Origin of the sequence: Histidinibacterium lentulum (assembly GCF_003789055.1) — a bacterium.
Lineage (GTDB): Bacteria > Pseudomonadota > Alphaproteobacteria > Rhodobacterales > Rhodobacteraceae > Oceanicola > Oceanicola lentulus.
In genome coordinates this window covers 37,946-55,070 of record NZ_ML119092.1, presented here as the reverse complement: position 1 = coordinate 55,070, position 17,125 = coordinate 37,946, and the positions used below count along the sequence as shown (strand labels likewise).

Genomic DNA, 17,125 nt, shown 5'->3' with positions numbered 1-17,125 from the left:
GGACCCCGGGCGGCAAAAGGCGCGACCCGCGCCGCCACCAAGGGAGGAAGTCACGATGAAGAAGCTGATCGGCGCCACCGCGGCGCTTCTGATGGGCGGGGCCACGATGGCCTACGCCCAGACCCAGATCGAGGGCGGGACGGAGGCCGACATGGTGCTCCTGCCGAAATTCCTCGGCATCCTCGTCTTCGACCAGGCCAACGAGGGCGCCCAGGAAGCCCATGCCGAGCTCGAGAACCCCGGCGAGTTGCAGTTCGTCGGCCCCACGCCGGAAAACTCCGTCGCCGGCCAGATCGAGCTGATGACCACCGCCACCACGCAGGGCGTCGCCGCCGTCATGCTGTCGAACAACGCGGGCGACCAGATCGCTCCGGCCGCCAGCGCGGCGCAGGAGGCCGGGACCCGCGTCGTGACCTGGGACAGCCCGATCCCAGGCGGCGAGGGCGAAGACATCTTCGTCGCCCAGGTCGATTTCGGCTCCATCGGCGTGGTGATGGCCGACATGGCCCATTCCATCCTCGACGGCTCCGGCCAGATGGCGGTGCTCTCGGCCACCCCCGACGCCGCGAACCAGAACGCCTGGATCGCGTCCATGGAAGAGGCGCTCGCCAGTGACGAGAAATACGCGGACATCGAGCTCGTCGACATCGTCTACGGCGACGACCAGTCCGAGGTCAGCTACAACCGCGCGCTCGCGCTGGTGGACCAGTATCCCGACCTCGGCCTGATCATGTCGCCCACCACCGTCGGCATCCAGGCCGCGGCCAAGGCGATGCAGGACGAGGGCCTCTGCGACGACACCAAGGTCTCCGGCCTCGGCCTGCCTGCCGAGATGGTCTCCTACACGATGAACGGCTGCGCGCCGGAATTCGCGCTCTGGGACTTCCGCGACCTCGGGTACCTCACCTACTACACCGCCTACGGCCTCGCCACCGGGCAGCTCACCGGCGAGATCGGCGAAAGCTTCACCGCCGGCCGCATGGGCGACTACACGATCGAGGAAGACCCGGGCCGGGAAGGCGCCAAGCGCGTCCTGATGGGCCCCTTCACGGTCTACAATTCCGAGAACGTCGAGGCCGCGGCGCAGTAACGCCCTGGGCGACAGCCGGGCTGAAGCCCGGCCTACGCCCAGCACCGACCGCATTGCAAAAGGGTAGGCCGGGCTTCAGCCCGGCCCGCCCGCCACCCGCCCGGAGTCCCCATGTCCGCGCCCGTCCTGTCGCTCAGATCGGTCACGAAACGCTTCGGCGCGACCCTCGCGCTCGACGCCATGTCGCTCGACCTCTTCCCGGGCGAGGTTCACGCCATCGTGGGCGAGAACGGCGCCGGCAAGTCGACCATGATCAAGACGATGACCGGCATCCACCGCCCCACGTCGGGCATGGTGGAAATCGACGGCGACCCCGTCACCCTGACCGGCCCCCACGACGCCCGCGACCTCGGCGTGACCGCCATGTACCAGGAGCCGATGGTCTTTCCCGACCTCGACGTGGCCGAGAACATCTTCATCTCGAAGACCGACGAGGGCCTCCTCCAGCGCCCCGCCGACCTGCGCCGCCGCGCGGCGGACCTGACCGCCCGCATCGGGATGCGCCTCGACCTCGACCGTCTCGCAAGCCAGCTCACCCTCGCCGAACAGCAGGCCGTGGAGATCGCCCGCGCCCTGAGCCAGGACGTCCGCGTCCTGATCATGGACGAGCCCACGGCAGCCCTTTCCGCCCACGAGGCCGAGCAGCTCCGCGCCGTCGCCGTCCGCCTCGCCCGGCAGGGCGTCGCCGTCGTCTACATTTCCCACCGGCTCGAGGAGATTTTCGAGATCGCCGACCGCGTCACCGTGATCCGCGACGGCCAGCACATCTCCACCCGCCCCATCGCGGACGTCACCTCCGAGACCATGATCGCCGAAATGGTGGGCCGCGAGGTCGACCACTTCTTCGAACACGTCCCCTCGAAGGCCCGCGCCGAAACCGTGCTCGAGGTTCGCGGCCTCGCCCGCGAGGGCGTTTTCGAGGACATCTCCTTCGACCTTCACGCGGGCGAGATCCTCTGCATGGCCGGCCTCATCGGCGCGCGCCGCACCGACGTGGCCCTCGCCCTCTTCGGCATCGCTCCCGCCACCTCCGGCAGCATCCGCTACAAGGGTTCCCCCTTTTCTCCCCCAAGCCCCCGGGCGGCCATCGCCGCCGGCATCGCCTATGTCTCCGAGGACCGCCGCAAGCTGGGCCTCGCCATGCCCATGTCGATCCGCGCCAACATCACGCTGGCCAAGCTGTCGGACGTCCTCTCCCCCTCCGGCTTCCTGCGCCGCCGCCGGGAGATCGAGATCGCCCGCGCCTTCCGCGAGCGGCTCAACATCCGCGCCGCCGACGTGGAGACCGCGGTGGAGAATCTCTCGGGCGGCAACCAGCAGAAGGTGATGCTCGCCAAGTGGCTCACCGTGAAGCCGGACCTCCTGATCTTCGACGAGCCCACCCGCGGAATCGACGTGGGCGCCAAGGCGGAGGTCCACCAGCTCATCCGGGATTTCGTGGCAGACGGCGGTGCCGCTCTCGTCATCTCCTCCGACCTGCCCGAGGTGATGGCCATGGGCGACCGCATCGCCGTCATGCGCGAGGGCCGGCTCATGGACATCCTCGACAACGCCGAGGCCACGCAGGAGCGGGTCATCGCCCTCGCCACTGGCCAGGCCCCCATGCAGGAGGCCTCCTGACATGCGCCTGATCGACCGCATGGGCCCCCAGACGCTGCGCCTTCTCGCACTGCTGATCGTTCTGGCGCTGGTCCTGGGCTTTTTCGCCACGCAGATCCCGAACTACCTGAACGGGCGCCTCTTCAACCGCATCTCTTCGGCGGTCGCGATCATGGCGCTCATCGCCTGCGGCCAGACGCTGGTCATCCTGACGCGCAACATCGACCTCTCCGTGGGCTCCATCGTGGGTTTCGTTGCCTATGCCACCGGCATGATGATCCACCAGTTTCCGGACATGCACCCCCTCCTCCTCGTCGCCTTCTCCATGCTGCTCGGCGGCGCCTTCGGCGCGGTCAACGGCGTGCTCGTGGCCTATGCCCGGGTGCCCGCGATCATCGTCACTCTGGGCACCATGGCGATCTTCCGCTCCATGCTGGTGGAACTCGCCGACGGCAGCTCGATCAACACCTCCATGCTTCCGACGTGGCTGGTGAACTTCCCCAACCAGCAGCTTTTCGTCCTTGGCGATCTGCAGTTCCGCGCGGGCTTCGTCACCGCCCTCGCAGTGGTCGTCGTCGCCCATGTCGCCCTCGCCCGCCTGCGGCCCGCGCGAAAGCTCTATGCCGTGGGCTCCAACCCCGAGGCGGCCGAGATGGCCGGCATCAACACCCGCGCCACCGTGTTCTGGGCCTTCGTCCTCGCCGGGGCGCTGACCGGCCTTGCGGGCTTCATGTTCCTCGCGCGCTTCGGCAACATCACCGTGGTCGCGGGCCTCGGCTTCGAGCTGCAATCGGTCGCCGCCGCCGTGGTCGGCGGGGTCAACATCTTCGGCGGCTCGGGCCTCGTGCTCGGCGCCTTCCTCGGCGCGGTCCTCGTCAACGTGATCGACACCTCCCTCGTGCGCTGGCAGCTCGTCACCGAGTTCTGGCGCGAGGCCGTCCTCGGCGCGCTGATCCTCACTTCGGTCGCGGTGGACCAGGTCGTCATGCGCCGCCTCACCCGCCTGCGCCGCGCCGGGCGCAGCGCCACCCCGGGCGCATCCGCGCGTCCCGCCCCGGGCGCATCCGCGCCCGCCCTCGGGGGGTCATCCGCGCCCCACGGCGCACACGGCTCTTCCGCGTCCCCCGGCGCCACAGGATCGGCCCGAAGCGGGTCCGCCAACAAGGGCTCCGATCGACAGGAGGGGCAGAGATGAGGGCCATGCTCGCCCGCCTGCAGAGCTGGGAAGGCTTCCTGACCTGCGTCGTGATCTTCGTGATCCTCTACAACACGGCGCTCACCCCGCAGTTCATGACGATGGGCAACCAGATCAACCTTTTCCAGCTGTCGATCGAGAAGGTCATCGTCGCCGTGGCCATGACCTTCGTCATCGTCAACGCCGAGATCGATCTTTCGGTGGGCTCGATGATGGGGCTGGCCGCCTGCGCCTTCGGCTGGCTCGTCCAGCAGGGCGTGCCGGCAGGCGCGGCGATCCCTCTGGTGCTGCTGATCGGCGCCGCGGGCGGGGCCTTCAACGCGTATTTCATCACCCGCGTGGGACTGCCCTCCCTCGTCGTGACGCTGGCCACTCTGATCGGCTTCCGCGGGCTCGCCCGCGTTCTCGTCGAGGACCGCGGCATCACCGATTTCCCCGACTGGTTCGACCGGCTCGGACAGCAGGGACTGATCGGGCCCTTCCCGCTCTCGCTGATCGTTTTCGCGCTGCTGATCGTGGCGGGCCATGTCCTTCTCGCCCATACGGGCTTCGGTCGCAGGACATATGTCATCGGCACGAACCGCGAGGTGGCCGAGTACGCGGGCATCGACACCGCGCGGCACAAGCAGATCCTCTTCGTGGCGTCGGGCACCATCGCCGCCCTCGCGGGGCTCCTGTATGCCGCGCGCGTGGGCGCCGTGCGGGGCGATGTCGCCTTCGGGTTCGAGCTCGACATCATCACCATCGTCCTTCTGGGCGGGGTGTCGATCTTCGGCGGGGTTGGCACGATGATCGGAACCGCGCTCTCGATCCTGCTCGTCCTGAACCTCCGGAACGGCATGGCGCTCATGAACATCACCGGCCACATCCAGACCGGGGTGATCGGCGTGCTGCTGATCGCCTCGGTCATCGTCCCGCGCCTCAGCCTCCGGCGTCGGCGGCAGGAGGCGGCGCCATGATGCGCCCCTCGCTCGACGCGCCGATCAAGCGCGAAAGCGTGGCCGAGCTCGTCGCGGGCCGCATCCTCGACCTCGTGCGGCGCGGCGAGCTGAAGCCCGGCGACCAGCTGCCCGCCGAGCGCGATCTCGCGCAATCGCTCAACGTCTCGCGGCCATCGGTGCGCGAGGCGATCCGGGGTCTCTCGATCCTCGGCGTCGTGCAGACCCGGCAGGGCGGCGGGGCCTATATCTCCCCCCTCGACGCAGAGGCGCTGCTGGGTCCGATCCAGTTCTACCTCTCCCTCGAGGACATGAACGTGGCCGAGCTCTATGATGCGCGGATGCTGATCGAGAGCGACGTCGCGCGCCGCGCCGCCGAGCACATGACCGATCCGGAGATCGACGCCCTCGCCCGCATCCTCGAGGCCCAGCGCGACACGCTGGGCGATCCCGACGCCTTTCGCGCCTCGGATTTCGCCTTTCACATGGCGCTCTGGACCGGGGCGCGGAACGCCTTCCTGAAGCGCATCGGCGAGAGCCTCAACGTCATCGGCCTCGATTTCCGCCGCCGCGCGTCGGAGACCCATGGCGTGCTCGAGCAGAGCCTGAAGGACCATGCCGCGCTTCTGGACGCCCTGCGCGCCCGCGACGCCGAGGCCGCCGCCCGCGCGGCCTCCGCCCACATGTCGAACGTCTACCGCTCGACCATCGCGCAGGGGGGCGAGCCATGACCGCCCCGTTCCGCGCCGCGCGCAGGCCCGCGCGAGGCGCCCCCCGATCCATCCCGCAAGAAGGAGCAGCGCCATGACCGCCCGCATCGGCATCGTCGGCATCGGCTGGTGGGCCACGTTCAACCACATCCCCGTCATCGCCTCATCGGGTGTCGCAGAGGTGGTCGCCCTCTGCGACCTCGACGACGACAGGCTGAAGGTCGCCGGGGAGGAATTCGGCATCGCCGCGCGCTACACCGATCTCGCGGCGATGCTCGCGGCCGAGGCCCTCGACGGTCTCGTCGTCTCGACGCCCCATGTCGCCCATACCGCGCCGGCCATCGCGGGGCTGGAGGCGGGCTGCCATGTCCTCGTGGAGAAACCCATGGCTACCTCTGCGGCCGACGGGCGCGCCATCGCCGCCGCCGCCGCGAAGGCCGGCCGCGAGGTCCTGGTGCCGACGGGACTCAACTTCGAGGACTATACCGCCACGGCCCGCAGGTGGGTCGAGGAGGGTCGCATCGGCGAGGTGCGCCACGTCGTCTGCCAGATGGGCTCCCCCCTCCACGATCTCTTCGCCGGCGAGCCGATGGAGGAGACGGCGGACCACCTCTTCCGCCCTCCGCCCTCGACCTGGGCCGATCCGGCGCGCGCGGGCGGCTATGCCTGGGGGCAGATGAGCCATTCGCTGGCCTGGATGATCCATGTGTCGGGCCTCCGCCTTCGGTCCGTCTACTGCGCCGCCGGCCAGTCGAAGACCGGGGTCGATTTCTACGATGCCGCCACCGCGCGGGCGACGAACGGGGCGACGGTGGTGCTCTCGGGCGCCTCCACCGTGCCGAAACACAAGGGGATGCACACGGATGTGCGCATCTTCGGGACCGAGGGCGTCGTCGTCTTCGACAATGAGCGGATGCGCGTCGAGCTCTGGCGGATGGACGGCCAGGACGAGGCCGCCACCATCGCCGACCGCCCCGTCTATGACGGCGGCCTGCCCACCCGCGTCTTCGCCCGTCTCTGCGCCGGGGAACCCGTCACCAACGCCTCGGACGCCGAATGCGGGGCGGAAGTCACCGCCGCGATCCACGCCCTCTACCGCTCTGCCGCGAGCGGCCAGCCCGAGGAGGTCGAATGAAACTCTCTCTCACCTCATGGTCCATGCCCTCCCTGACCCTGACGGAGGCCGCCGCCGTGTCCCGCGCGCTGGGCATCGGGGCGATCGAAGTGTCGCTCTTCTACCGCTCGGGTCTGAACAAGGGGTTGATCCTGTCCGATCCGGACGCCGCCGCCGCAGAAATCCGCGCGCTCGAGATGCCGGTCCCGAACTACTACCACCTCTTCGGTGAGGGGCTGACCGGCCGCAACCTCGCCGACACCGCCTCACTTGATGAAAACCTGAGGGATTTCAAACAGGTGATGGCCTTCGCGGATGCCGCGGACATCGCTTCGGTCTTCGTGCTGCCAGGCATCGTGAACACCGGCCAGTCCCGGATGGACGCGCTCCACGCATCCGCCACGGCCCTGCGCGAGATGCAGGCCATCGCGCAGGACCACCGGGCGCAGCTCTGCTTCGAGCCCCACGTCCAGTCCTTCGCCGAGAGCCCCGATATCGTGCGCCGCCTCGTCGACGACAGTGGCGTCGGCATCGCGCTCGACTATTCACATTTCGCCTGTCTGGGCTACCGCCAGGAGGAGATCGACCCCCTCGCCGCCCATGCCGTCCACGTCCACTTGAGGCAGGCGAAGATGGGCGACCTGCAGGCGAAATTCGCGCAAGGCACGCTCAATTTCCCCGCCATGTTCGCCACCCTGCGCGACGCGGGCTATGACGGCTGGCTCGCCATCGAGCCGGTGCACCAGGACTACATGAACACCTGGTATGACGACGTGCTGACCGAGATCGTCGCCCTGCGCGACTGCTTTCACGACTGGAACGGAGGAACCGCCTGATGCCCGGATACGCCTGGGTCCTCGAAGTCCGCCCGGGGCACGAGGAGGAATACAAGCGCCGCCACGACGAGATCTGGCCCGAGATGCTGGAGGCCCTGCGCGCCGCGGGCATCCGCAACTACAACATCTTCCGCCACGGCCTGACGCTCTTCGGCTATTTCGAGACGGACGACCTCAAGCGCACGCAGGAGATCCTCGCCGATGACCCGGTGAACGCCAGATGGGGCGAGTGGATGGGCCCGATCATGAAGGTGGAGGTCGATTCCGCCACCAGCTTCCCGTTCCTTCTGCCGAAGCAGTTCCACATGGAGTGACCACCCCCTCAGGGAAACTGCCACTCCCCGTGGTCGATCCGGATGATCCGCACCGGCGCGGGCCTGCCCGGCTGGTCCGGGTCGGGACGCAGGTTGACCTCGACCCGCTGGGGCTGGCCGAAGTTCTCGAACTCCACCCAGACGGTGATCATGCCGCGGAACATCGGCATCTCGGGGTCCGCATAGACCCGAAGGTTGGTGATGTCGAAATCCTGCGCATCATAGAGCGGGTCCGCCTGCCACTGGCTGTCGGCCACGGCCGACACGTCGCCGGCAAAGAAGAAATCCGCGGCCCGTCCGTGGCTGAACGGGCTCAGCGCCTCGCCGCGCATGGCCTGCTCGTGCCGCGTGTAGAGCCGCGAGACCAGCGACACAGCATCCTCGATCATCCGGTCGCCGTCCTGATCGGACGCAGGTCCGCCGGTGTCCTCCTCGAGGAACCGCGCGGCGACCCAGCCCTGGCTGCGGGCCTGGGCGTCGCTCATCAGGCACCAGCGCGGCGGCAGGTTCAGGCGCTCGCGCTCCTCCGGGGTCATCGTCATGCCCTGCGCCTCCGTCATGAACGGCACGCATGTCGTCATCGTCAGACCGGCCGCGTCATGGGCGAAGGAGCCGATGATCGGATAGCGGGTGCCCGGCCCCATGCGCAGGTTCAGCACGTCGTCGGACGTCACGCCGGTCACCCGCCAGGCATCCGGGCCATGTCCGCCCATCTGCGCCTCTGCCGGGCCGGGCAGCAGCAACAGGGCCGACACACCGGCCATCGCGGTGCGGAGAAGGGGGGCAAAAGGGTGCATGGCGTCATCCTCCGGTCTTGCGGTCACGACCCGGGCGGAGCGGAGGCACAGGACGGGACCTGCCGCCCCGCGCGGAATGCGGCGCATCCCCCGGACCCCTGTCCCGAGGACCGCAGGCTTGCAGCCCGACCCCCGGGTTTCAAGGATTCTCTGACCCCTTTCGCCCTACAGCCCGGCCCGGATCCGGGCCACCAGCTCCGCATGGGCCTCCGGCGCCGTCGTCTGGCCCGACACCCAGGAATACAGATCCTGGTCGTTCTGCTCCATCAGCCGCTCGAAGGCGTCGAGCTCGGCGCCGGACATCCCCGCCATCTCGCGGTCGGCGAAGGCCGCGAGAATGAGGTCCATCTCCCTGATGCCGCGCCGACCCGCGCGCATCCGCATCCGCTTCAGCCGGACGTCCCGGGCCTCCTCGCCCACGCTCATGCCTGCGCCTTCAGCACGGCGCGCAGCCGCTTCTCCAGAAGCCCCATGCGCTCCGCCGTCCTCTCGGCCTGGGTCCGCAGCGCCCGCAGCTCCGCGAGGACCGCGCTCGCCTCTGCCGGCATCGTCTCGGCGCCCGGGGGCTCCACCCCCTCGCCGGTGCCGGTGAGCAGCCAGCGCAGGGACACGCCGAGCATCCCCGAGAGCATCTGCAGCCGGTTCGCCCGCGGCTCGGCCTGATCGTCCTCCCAGCGCGCCAGCGTCGTCACCTTCACCCCCACCCGCTTGGCGAGTTCCTTCTGGGTCATCCCCGCGGCCTCCCGGGCCGCCGCCAGCCGGTCGCCGAAGGTCGCGGCCTCCTCGCTGTACCAGCCTTCCACAGTCTCCGCCGTCATGCCCAAGCCCCCCATGCGTCGCTTGTCTCCCGGATCGCCCCCTCTTAAGACACGACAGCCCAGCAATCCACCGGACACCGACCATGTATCCGCTCGCCGCGACACTCTCCCGCGTCGCTCCCTCGCCGACCGTCGCCATGGCGGGCCGCGCCCTCGCCCTCAAGGCCGAGGGGCATGACGTCATCGGCCTCGCCGCCGGAGAGCCCGATTTCGACACGCCAGCCCATATCCGCGCGGCGGGCATCGCCGCCATCGAGGCGGGGCATACCCGCTACACCCCCGTGGACGGCATCCCCGAGCTGAAGGACGCGATCGCCGCGAAGTTCGCCCGGGAAAACGGGCTCAGCTACACGCGCGAGCAGATCACCGTCTCCTCGGGCGGCAAGCAGGTGCTCTACAACGCGCTGATGGCGACGCTCGATCCGGGGGACGAGGTGCTGATCCCCGCGCCCTACTGGGTCTCCTATCCCGACATGGTGCGCCTTGCCGGAGCCACGCCCGTGATCCTGCCCGCGTCCGCGGACCAAGGCTTCAAGATCACGCCGGCCCAGCTCGAGGCGGCGATCACGCCCCGCACCAAGTGGCTGATCTTCAACTCTCCCTCCAATCCCACCGGCGCCGTCTACACGCCCGAGGAGATCGCCGCGCTCGCCGACGTCCTGCGCGGGGCGGAGCGGGTCTGGATCCTCGCCGACGACATCTACGAGCACCTGACCTACGGCGTGACCTTCGCCACCATGGCCGAGATCGCGCCCGATCTCGCGGACCGGACGCTGACCATGAACGGGGTCAGCAAGGCCTATGCCATGACCGGCTGGCGCATCGGCTACGCGGGCGGGCCCGCGCCGCTCATCGCCGCCATGCGCAAGGTCCAGTCGCAATCCACCTCGAACCCCTGCTCCATCTCCCAGCACGCGGCCCTCGCCGCCCTCACCGGACCGCAGGACTTTCTCGCGGACTGGCGCGCCACCTTCGCGCGCCGCCGCGACCTCGTGGCGGACCGCCTTGGCACCATCCCGGGCATCGACTGCCCCCGACCCGACGGCGCCTTCTACGTCTACCCCGGGATCGCGGGCCTGATCGGAAAAACCGCCTCCGCGGGCCGCCGCATCGCCACCGACGAGGACTTCGCCATGGCCCTTCTCGAGGAGGCCGGCGTCGCCGTGGTCCATGGCGCGGCCTTCGGACTTTCGCCGGCCTTCCGCGTCAGCTACGCTTTGTCGGACGACACGCTGAGAGAGGCCTGCGACCGGATCGAGCGGTTCTGCAACGACCTTTCCTGACGGGGCAGGAGCGATGACGGGGCGATGAGCGCGGAGCTTCCCGACTACTACTTCCGCATCCGGGAGAACGGCGCAGCCGTGTTCCGCGTGGAGACCGAGAACCGCCAGCGTCGCATCGAGATGGACCAGATTGCCGTGGTCAACGTCAAGAAGCGCGAGATCAAGCCCCATGGCGACCGCACCCTCAGCGCGGAGGACATCGCCGAGATCGAGGCCTGGATGACCCGCCGCATCGAGTTGCTGGAGCGCCGCAACATCGACGACATCCTGCGCGCGGTGGACTACCTCAACACCACCACCCAGTGGGTCCAGTCGAACGCCACCGACGACCAGCTCGAAGAGGTGACCGACGCGCTCCTCCTCGCCATGCACGACCTGCGCTCCGTCCTCGTGCGCAAGAAGGCCGACCGACTCCTCAAGACCGGCGGCGAAGGCTGACGCCACGGGATATCTGTCAGACCGCGCCGGATTGTCGGATGGCTTGACCGACGCGGCCCGTCAGGCTGAATTGACAGGACATTCTGTCATTCCTTCTCGGCCGCGAACGAACGATAAGGTCAGCCATGGGAGATCTCTTCAGGGTCCATTTTGAGTGTAAAGACTGCGGCGGGACCGTCCTCACCGTTGATGATCATCACACCGACGCGTCCATCGTCCGGTGCCGCACCTGCGGCGTCTCCCAGGGGACCTTCGGCGATCTCAAATCGAACGCGATCCGGAAGGCTCTCGAGAGCCTCCTCCCCAAGCTCGCGCAGTCGCTCAAGAAATGACCTGCTGATCTCGACGGACCTGATGTCCATTCCCCTCTCCCACCGTTTCCCCTGTGCCTACGCGGGAAACCGGGGAGCGGATCACCGGCGCCATGGCCCTGCCCGGAATTTTCCGCGCGCCGCCGCGCCTTCGGGCCGCGCGCGACCGCGCCATCTTGCGCAATCCCGCCCGATCGGCCACATCCCCGCCATGCCGAGCCTTTCCGAACGCCTCGCCCGGGCCGAGCGCCGCTGGCGCCGCTCCTTCGGCACGGACATCTCCACGCCCGCCGCCCGCCGGCAGGCGCAATGGCATTACAACTGGCTCGACCACGCCCACATCCGCAGGCTCTTCTCCAACCAGTACCAGATCGCCCCCGGCGTCTGGCGCTCCAACCAGCCCACCCTGCGCCGCCTCAGACGCCTGCGTGACCGGCACGGGCTGAAAACCGTGCTGAACCTGCGCGGAGAGGATGTCTTCGCCCATTACCTCTTCCTGCGCGAAGCCTGCGAGGCCCTCGGCCTCACCCTCGTGAACGTGAAGCTGAACGCCACCAAGGCCCCGACCCGGGACCGGCTGGTGAACCTGATCGAGGCCTTCGACGCGGTCGAGAAACCGGTCCTGATCCACTGCAAGTCCGGCTCCGACCGCACCGGCCTCGCCGCCGTCCTGTGGATGATGCTCAAGGAGGGCGAGAGCCTCGAGCAGGCCCGCCGCCACCTGTCGTTCCGCTACCTGCACATCCGCAATTCGGCGGCGGGGGTGATCGACGACATCCTCGACCTCTACGCCGCCCGCAACGCCCGGACACCCATTCCGATCGACCGGTGGATCCGCACCGAATACGACCGCGAGGCCGCCACCTCCGCCCACCTCGCCCGCCGCGGGAAGTCGCCCCCAACGTGAGGTGCGCGGCCTTGCGCGCCACGTCCGCCGAACGCCCCTAAAGCACCGTCCCGAGCCGCCCTGTCCCCCACCAGAACCGCACCGACAGCGCCACCGCCGCGGCCCCCAGCCCCACGACCATCCCGAGCCAGATCCCCGGCGCGCCCATGCCGGCCGGAAATGCCAGCAGCCAGCTCGCCGGGATCCCCAGCACCCAGTAGCTGACGATGGCGATGACCAGCGGAACGGTGGTGTCCTGCACGCCCCTCAGAAGCCCGATCGTCATCACCTGCGCCGCGTCGACCAGCTGGAACAGCGCCGCGATGGCCAGAAGCGTCACTCCCGCCGCGATGATCGCATCCCGCAGCGGGTCCGCAGGATCGACGAAGACCGACATCAGCGCTCCCGGCACGCCGAGAAACAGCGCCATGGTCAGCGCCACCATGGCCCCCGACAGGGCCAGCGCCACAAGGCCCCCCAGCCGCAGCCCCGCCTCGTCCCGCCGGCCGTAGGCGCGGCCCGCCCGCACCGTCACCGCCTGGCTCAGGCCCAGATGCACCATGAAGGTCAGCGAGGCGAGCTGCAGCGCGATCCCGTGCGCCGCCAGCCAGACCTCCCCGATCCAGCCCATCATCACCGCCGAGGCCGAAAAGAGCAGCGTCTCCGCCACGGTCGTGATCCCCATGGGCAGGCCCAGCTTCGCCACCTGCGCCGCGATCTGCCCGTCGAACCGCCAGAACCGGGTGAAAAGATCGTACTCCGCGCACCGCTTCGCCGCGTAGACCGCCAGCCCCAGCCCCGAGGCGACATGCAGCGACACCGAGGCCAGCGCCGCCCCCTCGATCCCCATCTCCGGAAAACCGAGATTGCCGAAGATCAGCACCCAGTTCAGCCCCACGTTCAGCACCGCCGCCGCCAGCGACACCCAGAGGATGATCCCCGCCAGCTCCAGCGCCGAGAGAAACGACCGCAGCGTGATCGCGAAGAGCGCCGGGAACAGCCCCCAGCCCGCAATCCTCAGGTAGTCCTGGGCCAGCCCCGCGATCTCCTCGGTCTGCCCCAGCCAGAGCAGCACCGGCGCCGACCACCAGAAGGCCGGCACGAAGATGCAGCCCGCCGCCACCGACAGCCAGAGCCCCATCCGCGTGATCCGCCGCGCCGCGACGCCGTCCCCCGCCTCCACCGCCGCCGCCACCAGCGGCGCCACCGCCCAGGCGAAGCCCGCGCCCAGAAGGAACAGCGTGAACCAGTAGGGCGTGGCGATCGACACCGCGGCCAGCGCGGTCACGTCGTACCAGCCCAGCATCAGCACATCGACGAACTGGATCAGGTTCTGCGCGAGGTTCGACCCGATCAGCGGCAGCCCGAGGACCATCAGCGCCCGCATGTGGCCTTTCGCGCCGAACCCGGGCGCGCCGACTGGACCGGTGATGTCTCCCATGGCCCGGCCTTATCCCTCCGCCCCGCCCCGGTCCAGAGCCTGCCGCCATTCCTGGTGGAAACCCGCGCCCGGGTCCGCGAGCCTCCGCCGGGTCACGGAAAAAGCGCTTGCGCCCCGGCACCCCGCCACCGCACACCTTGGCAGGACATGAGACGAACCCCGAGGCCGCCCATGACCCCGCTCGACCGCCGCACGCTCCTCCTCTCCGCCGCCGCCGCGACCCTCGCGGCCTGCGGCGGCGCCCCCCGCCTCGCCGGGGCCGCGGGTCCCTCGGGGCCTTCGGGCGCCGAGACCCTCACCCCCGACCTGCTGCCCCAGCCCAACGACGGCTGGAGCGCCTGGGTCGCGGCCTTCCGCCCCCGGGCCGAGGCCCGCGGCATCTCCCCCGCCACGCTGAGCCGCGCCTTCGCCGGCCAGGGCTACCTGCCCGGCGTGATCACCCGCGACCGCAACCAGACCGAGTTCACCCGCACCACGGAGGATTACCTCCAGATCGCCGCCTCGGAGGAGCGCGTGGCCCAAGGCCGCGCCGCCTACGCTCAGCAGCGCGCCACGCTCGACGCGATCGCCGCGCGCTTCGGCGTGCCGGGCAACGTGGTCGCCGCGGTCTGGGGCGTCGAAAGCCGCTACGGCACCCGCCGCGGCCTGATCCCCGTGATCTCCTCGACCTCGACGCTCGCCTATGACGGACGCCGCGGCGAGTTCTTCGAAAGCCAGCTCCTCGCCGCCCTCCGCATCCTGCAGGCGGGCGACACCACCACCGACCGCATGGTCGGAAGCTGGGCCGGGGCCATGGGCCACACCCAGTTCATCCCGACCTCCTATCTCGAGAACGCGGTGGATTTCACCGGCGACGGCCGCCGCGACATCTGGGCCGACGATCCGACCGACAGCCTCGCCTCCACCGCCAACTACCTTGCCCGCGCGGGCTGGCGCACCGGCGAGCCCTGGGGCCTCGAGGTCGCGGTGCCCGCGGGCATCGACCCGGGCCTCCTCGGCCGGCGCAAGAACCGCCCCACTTCCGACTGGGCCGCCCGTGGCGTGACCCGCTCCGGCGGCGGCGCGCTGCCCGCGGGCTCGGCCTCGCTGATCGTGCCCCAGGCGGGGGGGCCCGGCTTCCTCGCGTTCCGCAACTTCGAGGTGATCGCCCGCTACAACAACGCGGTGAACTACGTGATCGGCGTGGGACACCTGTCCGACCGGCTCGCCGGGGGCGGCCCGCTCCGGGGCAGCTTCCCGCCCGACAGCGCGGGCCTTACCCTCGCCGACCGGCAGGCGCTCCAGCGCGGGCTCACGCGGGCGGGCTTCGACGCGGGGAACCCCGACGGCATCATCGGCTCGGGCACCACCGCCGCGATCGAGGCGTATCAGCGCGCGAACGGCCTGCCGGTCACCGGCCAGCCCTCCCGCGCGCTCCTCGACGCCCTGCGCTGACCCGCCCGGGCCGAGGGCGCGCCCGCTCCCCCCGGCGCCCCCGCCCCCCGCTTTTCTGGCCGGAAATATCCCGGGGGGCGGCGAAAGCCCCCGGCTTTCGCCACGGGGGGCAGCGCCCCCCGCCCGCCGGCCGCCGCCACAGGCGGCGGACGGCTGATCCGGCGCGGCCGGAGGCCGCTCCGCTGCCTCAGCCCCGGCCCAGTTCCGCGCGCCACGAATGGACCGGCTCGAACCCCAGAAGCCGCTTCGCCTTCGAGATGTCGTAGAAGGTCTCCCGCTCGCCCATCTCCCGCCGCAGCGGCACGTCCGCGTAGAACCGCGCCCGGATCTCCTCCGTCGTCTCGCCGACCGAGTGCTCGGCATTCGCCACGTTGAAGACCTGGTAGCCGAGCCCGTCCGTCTTCAGGCAGCGGTCGATCATCTGCCCCAGATCCCGCGCGTCGATATAGGCGAAGATGTTGCGTCGCCGGAGGCTTGGGTCCTCCATGTAGGCCGCGAAATTCTGCTCATATTCATGGGGCTCGATCACGTTGTTGATCCTCAGCCCGTAGATGTCCGCCCCCGTGCGCCGCTGGAAGGCCTGGGCCGTGACCTCGTTCGCCACCTTCGAGGCGGCATAGGCGTCGCGCGGCCGGGTCGGGTGCTCCTCGTCCACCGGCAGGTACTCGGGCCTGACCTCCCCCTGCACGAAACAGACGCCATAGGTCGTCTCCGAGGAGGCATAGATCACCTTGCCGATCCCCATTTTCGCCGCCGCCTCGAGGATGTTGAAGGTCGACAGCGTGTTGACCCGGTAGGTCTCGGTATCGGGGACCAGCAGGATGCGCGGGATCGCGGCGAGATGGACGATGGCGTCGTAGCGCGGCACCGGCGTGCCCTCGGGCGCCTCCATCTCGTCGAAGCCCGCCCAGGCATGAAGCGCCGAGAAGACCTGTCCCGCATCGGTCAGGTCCACGATCAGGTTGTCGACCCCGGGATGGTCGAGCGGCACCAGATCGGCATTCGTCACCCGGTGACCCCGGTCCAGCAGGTAGGGCACGACGTGCCGTCCCGCCTTGCCGCTTCCGCCCGTCAGGAAAATCCGCATCCGCTCCGCTCCTCTTCTGCCTCGCCGGGGCCGGCGCGCGCCGTCGCGCCGGCCCCGTTCGCGGCAACCTAGCGGACGGGCCGCCCGCCGCAATGCCGGGAGAGGATCACGACGCCATCGGATCGTCGCAGGCGACGAGGTAGGGCCGGACCTGCCGGGCGAAGAGGGTCGGCGGCGCGTCCACCCCGGGATGGAGCATCACCCTGTCGCCCTTTTCCCAGTCGGCGCCGGTCACGACCCGGAACGCCGTGACCCGCTGCAGCGCATCGATCAGGCGCAGCGTCTCCTCGCTCGACCGGCCCACGACCATGGGATATTCCGTGATCGCGCGGACCTTCAGGCTCGGATCGATGATCAGCGTCTTGCGGATCGGCCAGTCCTCGTGCTCCTTGCCGTGGACCATGCCGATCAGCCGGGCCAGCTCGCCGTCGACGTCGGAGATCATCGGAAACCGCACCCGGTGACCGAAGAGCTGCGCGATCTCGTGATGCCAGGTCAGCTGCTCCTCGAGGCTGCTGGCGCAGAGGCCGAGGATCTGCACGCCGCGCCGGCGGAACTCGTCATGCATGGCCGCCATCGCCGCGACTTCGGTGGTGCAGACCGGCGTAAACGCCTTCGGATGGGAAAACAGCACCGTCCAGAGCCCCTCGGCCCAGGGATGGAAGGTCAACGGCCCCATCGTCGTTTCGGCCCGGAAGTTCGGCACGTAGTCGCCGATCTTCGGAAGCCAACGCACAGTCGTGCGATAGGATGTGGGGACGTCGGCCACGGTGGTTCGCTTCTTTCTGGAGAACAGTGCCCGTTTCATCAAATCGGCCTCACCCGGTCTTCTCT

Annotated in this window: 19 protein-coding genes; 12 read left to right on the top strand and 7 right to left on the bottom strand. The window is 69.6% G+C overall.

What is annotated here, in order from left to right; genetic code table 11:
- Window positions 1–55: 55 nt before the first annotated feature.
- From EAT49_RS19015 to EAT49_RS18980, 8 genes are all read left to right on the top strand, one after another.
- Entirely contained in the window at window positions 56–1,090 is a 1,035-nt protein-coding gene (locus tag EAT49_RS19015) for a rhamnose ABC transporter substrate-binding protein (protein WP_123643892.1), read from the top strand.
- A 111-nt stretch (window positions 1,091–1,201) separates the two neighbouring features.
- Window positions 1,202–2,710, top strand: coding sequence for a sugar ABC transporter ATP-binding protein (locus EAT49_RS19010; protein ID WP_123643891.1), 1,509 nt, complete (start codon window positions 1,202–1,204; stop codon window positions 2,708–2,710).
- Between the two features lies 1 nt (window position 2,711).
- Entirely contained in the window at window positions 2,712–3,884 is a 1,173-nt protein-coding gene (locus EAT49_RS19005) for an ABC transporter permease (protein ID WP_123643890.1), read from the top strand.
- On the top strand, window positions 3,881–4,843 hold the full coding sequence (locus EAT49_RS19000; protein WP_123643889.1) for an ABC transporter permease: 963 nt from the start codon (window positions 3,881–3,883) through the stop codon (window positions 4,841–4,843). The genes EAT49_RS19005 and EAT49_RS19000 overlap by 4 nt, the downstream gene beginning before the upstream one ends.
- Window positions 4,840–5,553: a FadR/GntR family transcriptional regulator gene (locus EAT49_RS18995; protein ID WP_123643888.1), complete on the top strand. Its 714-nt coding sequence runs from the start codon at window positions 4,840–4,842 to the stop codon at window positions 5,551–5,553. Before EAT49_RS19000 ends, EAT49_RS18995 begins: the two co-directional genes overlap by 4 nt.
- 73 nt (window positions 5,554–5,626) lie before the next feature.
- The gene (locus tag EAT49_RS18990) at window positions 5,627–6,667 is read left to right on the top strand and encodes a Gfo/Idh/MocA family protein (protein ID WP_185020842.1); all 1,041 of its coding nucleotides are present in this window, start codon (window positions 5,627–5,629) and stop codon (window positions 6,665–6,667) included.
- Complete coding sequence (locus tag EAT49_RS18985) at window positions 6,664–7,482, top strand: sugar phosphate isomerase/epimerase family protein (protein WP_123643886.1); 819 nt, start codon at window positions 6,664–6,666, stop codon at window positions 7,480–7,482. Before EAT49_RS18990 ends, EAT49_RS18985 begins: the two co-directional genes overlap by 4 nt.
- On the top strand, window positions 7,482–7,796 hold the full coding sequence (locus EAT49_RS18980; protein ID WP_123643885.1) for an L-rhamnose mutarotase: 315 nt from the start codon (window positions 7,482–7,484) through the stop codon (window positions 7,794–7,796). The genes EAT49_RS18985 and EAT49_RS18980 overlap by 1 nt, the downstream gene beginning before the upstream one ends.
- Before the next feature lie 8 nt (window positions 7,797–7,804).
- On the opposite strand, the gene EAT49_RS18975 is transcribed toward EAT49_RS18980, so the two are convergent.
- The 3 genes from EAT49_RS18975 to EAT49_RS18965 all read right to left on the bottom strand — a co-directional run bounded on the left by EAT49_RS18975 (window position 7,805) and on the right by EAT49_RS18965 (window position 9,411).
- Complete coding sequence (locus EAT49_RS18975; RefSeq protein ID WP_123643884.1) at window positions 7,805–8,593, bottom strand: SH3 domain-containing protein; 789 nt, start codon at window positions 8,591–8,593, stop codon at window positions 7,805–7,807.
- 165 nt (window positions 8,594–8,758) lie between these two features.
- Window positions 8,759–9,019 carry an FAD assembly factor SdhE gene (locus EAT49_RS18970; RefSeq protein ID WP_123643883.1) on the bottom strand — a complete coding sequence of 87 codons (261 nt, stop codon included), beginning with the start codon at window positions 9,017–9,019 and terminating at the stop codon, window positions 8,759–8,761.
- A complete protein-coding gene (locus EAT49_RS18965; protein ID WP_123643882.1) occupies window positions 9,016–9,411 on the bottom strand; it encodes a helix-turn-helix domain-containing protein in 396 nt (131 codons plus the stop codon). Before EAT49_RS18965 ends, EAT49_RS18970 begins: the two co-directional genes overlap by 4 nt.
- Before the next feature lie 83 nt (window positions 9,412–9,494).
- On the opposite strand from EAT49_RS18965, the gene EAT49_RS18960 reads away from it, so the two are divergent.
- Window positions 9,495–10,694 carry a pyridoxal phosphate-dependent aminotransferase gene (locus tag EAT49_RS18960; RefSeq protein WP_123643881.1) on the top strand — a complete coding sequence of 400 codons (1,200 nt, stop codon included), beginning with the start codon at window positions 9,495–9,497 and terminating at the stop codon, window positions 10,692–10,694.
- A gap of 24 nt (window positions 10,695–10,718) precedes the next feature.
- Entirely contained in the window at window positions 10,719–11,132 is a 414-nt protein-coding gene (locus EAT49_RS18955) for a hypothetical protein (protein WP_123643880.1), read from the top strand.
- 119 nt (window positions 11,133–11,251) lie between these two features.
- Here the strand turns inward: EAT49_RS18955 and EAT49_RS18950 are convergent, their stop codons facing one another.
- Window positions 11,252–11,494 (bottom strand): hypothetical protein, encoded by a 243-nt coding sequence (locus EAT49_RS18950; RefSeq protein ID WP_123643879.1) that lies wholly within the window; start codon window positions 11,492–11,494, stop codon window positions 11,252–11,254.
- Between the two features lie 160 nt (window positions 11,495–11,654).
- Between EAT49_RS18950 and EAT49_RS18945 the strand changes: the two genes are divergently transcribed.
- Entirely contained in the window at window positions 11,655–12,350 is a 696-nt protein-coding gene (locus tag EAT49_RS18945) for a fused DSP-PTPase phosphatase/NAD kinase-like protein (RefSeq protein WP_123643878.1), read from the top strand.
- Window positions 12,351–12,387: 37 nt separating this feature from the next.
- Here the strand turns inward: EAT49_RS18945 and EAT49_RS18940 are convergent, their stop codons facing one another.
- Window positions 12,388–13,770, bottom strand: coding sequence for an MATE family efflux transporter (locus tag EAT49_RS18940; protein WP_123643877.1), 1,383 nt, complete (start codon window positions 13,768–13,770; stop codon window positions 12,388–12,390).
- A 171-nt stretch (window positions 13,771–13,941) separates the two neighbouring features.
- Here EAT49_RS18940 and EAT49_RS18935 point away from each other — a divergent pair, with 171 nt between their 5' ends.
- Window positions 13,942–15,204 (top strand): lytic murein transglycosylase, encoded by a 1,263-nt coding sequence (locus EAT49_RS18935; RefSeq protein ID WP_123643876.1) that lies wholly within the window; start codon window positions 13,942–13,944, stop codon window positions 15,202–15,204.
- Between the two features lie 187 nt (window positions 15,205–15,391).
- Here the strand turns inward: EAT49_RS18935 and EAT49_RS18930 are convergent, their stop codons facing one another.
- Together EAT49_RS18930 and EAT49_RS18925 are read right to left on the bottom strand one after the other, a co-directional pair.
- Window positions 15,392–16,291 (bottom strand): NAD-dependent epimerase/dehydratase family protein, encoded by a 900-nt coding sequence (locus EAT49_RS18930; protein ID WP_123643875.1) that lies wholly within the window; start codon window positions 16,289–16,291, stop codon window positions 15,392–15,394.
- Window positions 16,292–16,397: 106 nt separating this feature from the next.
- Window positions 16,398–17,099: a redoxin domain-containing protein gene (locus tag EAT49_RS18925; protein WP_123643874.1), complete on the bottom strand. Its 702-nt coding sequence runs from the start codon at window positions 17,097–17,099 to the stop codon at window positions 16,398–16,400.
- Window positions 17,100–17,125: the final 26 nt, after the last annotated feature.

Excerpts from the sequence above, each read along its gene's own strand:
- EAT49_RS19000 (WP_123643889.1), top strand. The coding sequence starts at position 3,881 with ATGAGGGCCATGCTCGCCCGCCTGCAGAGCTGGGAAGGCTTCCTGACC.
- EAT49_RS18925 (WP_123643874.1), bottom strand. The coding sequence starts at position 17,099 with ATGAAACGGGCACTGTTCTCCAGAAAGAAGCGAACCACCGTGGCCGAC.
- EAT49_RS18955 (WP_123643880.1), top strand. The coding sequence starts at position 10,719 with ATGAGCGCGGAGCTTCCCGACTACTACTTCCGCATCCGGGAGAACGGC.
- EAT49_RS18985 (WP_123643886.1), top strand. The coding sequence starts at position 6,664 with ATGAAACTCTCTCTCACCTCATGGTCCATGCCCTCCCTGACCCTGACG.
- EAT49_RS18935 (WP_123643876.1), top strand. The coding sequence starts at position 13,942 with ATGACCCCGCTCGACCGCCGCACGCTCCTCCTCTCCGCCGCCGCCGCG.
- EAT49_RS18930 (WP_123643875.1), bottom strand. The coding sequence starts at position 16,291 with ATGCGGATTTTCCTGACGGGCGGAAGCGGCAAGGCGGGACGGCACGTC.
- EAT49_RS19015 (WP_123643892.1), top strand. The coding sequence starts at position 56 with ATGAAGAAGCTGATCGGCGCCACCGCGGCGCTTCTGATGGGCGGGGCC.
- EAT49_RS18960 (WP_123643881.1), top strand. The coding sequence starts at position 9,495 with ATGTATCCGCTCGCCGCGACACTCTCCCGCGTCGCTCCCTCGCCGACC.
- EAT49_RS18995 (WP_123643888.1), top strand. The coding sequence starts at position 4,840 with ATGATGCGCCCCTCGCTCGACGCGCCGATCAAGCGCGAAAGCGTGGCC.
- EAT49_RS18980 (WP_123643885.1), top strand. The coding sequence starts at position 7,482 with ATGCCCGGATACGCCTGGGTCCTCGAAGTCCGCCCGGGGCACGAGGAG.
- EAT49_RS19010 (WP_123643891.1), top strand. The coding sequence starts at position 1,202 with ATGTCCGCGCCCGTCCTGTCGCTCAGATCGGTCACGAAACGCTTCGGC.
- EAT49_RS18945 (WP_123643878.1), top strand. The coding sequence starts at position 11,655 with ATGCCGAGCCTTTCCGAACGCCTCGCCCGGGCCGAGCGCCGCTGGCGC.
- EAT49_RS19005 (WP_123643890.1), top strand. The coding sequence starts at position 2,712 with ATGCGCCTGATCGACCGCATGGGCCCCCAGACGCTGCGCCTTCTCGCA.
- EAT49_RS18940 (WP_123643877.1), bottom strand. The coding sequence starts at position 13,770 with ATGGGAGACATCACCGGTCCAGTCGGCGCGCCCGGGTTCGGCGCGAAA.
- EAT49_RS18975 (WP_123643884.1), bottom strand. The coding sequence starts at position 8,593 with ATGCACCCTTTTGCCCCCCTTCTCCGCACCGCGATGGCCGGTGTGTCG.
- EAT49_RS18990 (WP_185020842.1), top strand. The coding sequence starts at position 5,627 with ATGACCGCCCGCATCGGCATCGTCGGCATCGGCTGGTGGGCCACGTTC.
- EAT49_RS18950 (WP_123643879.1), bottom strand. The coding sequence starts at position 11,494 with ATGGACATCAGGTCCGTCGAGATCAGCAGGTCATTTCTTGAGCGACTG.
- EAT49_RS18965 (WP_123643882.1), bottom strand. The coding sequence starts at position 9,411 with ATGACGGCGGAGACTGTGGAAGGCTGGTACAGCGAGGAGGCCGCGACC.
- EAT49_RS18970 (WP_123643883.1), bottom strand. The coding sequence starts at position 9,019 with ATGAGCGTGGGCGAGGAGGCCCGGGACGTCCGGCTGAAGCGGATGCGG.